Annotated in this window: 2 protein-coding genes and 1 pseudogene; all 3 read left to right on the top strand. The window is 59.7% G+C overall.

Annotation, left to right across the window (positions count from 1 at the left end; translation table 11 throughout):
- On the top strand, positions 1 to 649 hold a 649-nt coding region (gene tnpC, locus ACOI1H_RS25330), incomplete at its 5' end, for an IS66 family transposase (protein WP_422441059.1).
- A complete protein-coding gene (locus ACOI1H_RS25325) occupies positions 604 to 1,248 on the top strand; it encodes a plasmid pRiA4b ORF-3 family protein (RefSeq protein ID WP_422441057.1) in 645 nt (214 codons plus the stop codon). The genes tnpC and ACOI1H_RS25325, both read left to right, overlap by 46 nt.
- 129 nt (positions 1,249 to 1,377) lie before the next feature.
- Positions 1,378 to 1,482: pseudogene (locus ACOI1H_RS25320) on the top strand (transposase); the annotation flags it as partial.
- Positions 1,483 to 1,790: the final 308 nt, after the last annotated feature.

The following is a 1,790-nucleotide window of genomic DNA, read 5'->3' as shown; positions in this document are numbered from 1 at the left end:
AGATCGTAGTCCGGGCCCGGTGCGCTCAGCGCTGTGTTGGAGCCATGCCAGACGCAAGTTCTTTGAGCTGGCCGACATCAGGTCCATCGCCCGCAAGGGCAAAAAGGTGGCAGAAGAAATCTCACCCATCGCGCTGGAGGCTGTGACCCGGATCGACGCCATCTTCGCTGTCGAGCGCGAGATCACCGGCCTGTCAGCTGTAGCGCGCCATGAAGTCCGGCGCCAGCGGGTCGCGCCGCTGGTCAAGGATCTGCATGACTGGATGCTGGCCGAGCGGGCCCGGATGTCAAAGCACAACCCCGTCGCCAAGGCGATCAATTACATGCTCGACGGGACAGGTCGCTGGGAGGCCTTCACCGCATTCCTTGATGACGGGCGCCTCTGTCTGACGAACAATGCCGCCGAACGCGCTCTGCGCGGTATCGCATTGGGCAGAAAGTCATGGCTTTTTGCAGGGTCCGAGCGGGGTGGCGACAGGGCGGCCTTCATGTATACCCTCATCGTCACGGCAAAGATGAATGATATCGATCCGCAGGCATGGATGGCCGATGTGCTTGCGCGCCTGCCGGATTTGCCCGTGTCACGGCTGTCAGAGCTGCTGCCATGGCACTGGAAGTCAGCAACACAAGTGGGGAGGGTTGCTGCATGATACCGGTTGCGCGCCTCAAGGTCACATTGTCCGATGTCGCGCCTCAGGTGCTCCGGCGCTTCGATGTGCCCCTCAAGATCAAGCTGAACCGCCTGCATGATGTGATCCAGGCCGCCATGGGATGGACCGACAGCCATCTCTATGAGTTCCGTGCCGGCGACGTCGGCTGGGGCGTGCCCGATCCTGACGGCTATTATGACGGTCCGCTGCCCGCCAGCAAAACCAGCCTGTTGGATGTGCTCGAAGATGTCGGCACCAAGACCATTCATTACGTCTATGACTTCGGCGACAACTGGCACCATGTGGTCAAGGTCGAGAAGATCGATGACGCCATCCCGGGTGCCGCATATCCGCGTCTTGTAAGGGCTATCGGTGCTTGTCCCCCGGAAGATGTCGGCGGCGTCCCCGGTTACGCCGAATTCCTCGACGCCGTGGGAGACCCCAAGCACGAGGAACACGACCGGATGCGGGAATGGTATGGAGGACAGTTCGACTCAGATGAAGCCGAGATCGGCCGCATCCTCGACAACTTCGAGCGCCTTGCCAAAAAATGGGTGCCAAAGCCACGCAAACCAAAAGCAGCTCCGAAACCCATCTGATTAATAAGGGACAGCAGCGGCCTTCAGCGGATGCTTACTTTGAATGAACGATCAGCGATTTTTGATGTCGGACATCTTGTGGCGGCGGCTTGAGCCGCATCTTCAGGTAAGGTCAGCGAGGCCGGAGTCACTGCAAAGGACAATCGCATGTTTCTGAAAGCGGTCTTTTGGCGGGCGCGTACCGGCGCGACGTGGTGCGACCTGCCGCCTACCTTTAGTCACTGGTTGGAGTGAACCCCTCGGGCTGCAGTGCGCGCGGTCGAACCGGATCAGCCAAAGCTGTATGAGGTTGGCCGAGAGGTTGTGGCTGCGCTGCGCATCACGCCGGCCGATGATGCCAGTCCTTATGTCTTGGCAAAGCTGCAATTTGAACGGTGTCGAATGTCGGCGGCAGGGTCCTCGGGACGTCATGGTGCTTTCTCCATGCAAGGCCCGTCCAACGTATCAGATCTTTCGGCCTCCGTGGTCCAGCCCGAGGGGGTCACTCCAGTAGCGGCATAATTTCCATTGAGAATTGACCCATGTTACTTTTCCCCATCGGC

Source organism: Loktanella sp. DJP18, assembly GCF_049310965.1.
Taxonomy (GTDB): Bacteria; Pseudomonadota; Alphaproteobacteria; order Rhodobacterales; family Rhodobacteraceae; genus Loktanella.
Note: the sequence above shows the minus strand (reverse complement) of the source record. Positions and strands in the feature narration are given on the sequence as shown.

What these genes read in the sequence shown, in the direction of transcription:
- ACOI1H_RS25325 (WP_422441057.1), top strand. Translation starts at nt 604, where the DNA reads ATGGCACTGGAAGTCAGCAACACAAGTGGGGAGGGTTGCTGCATGATA.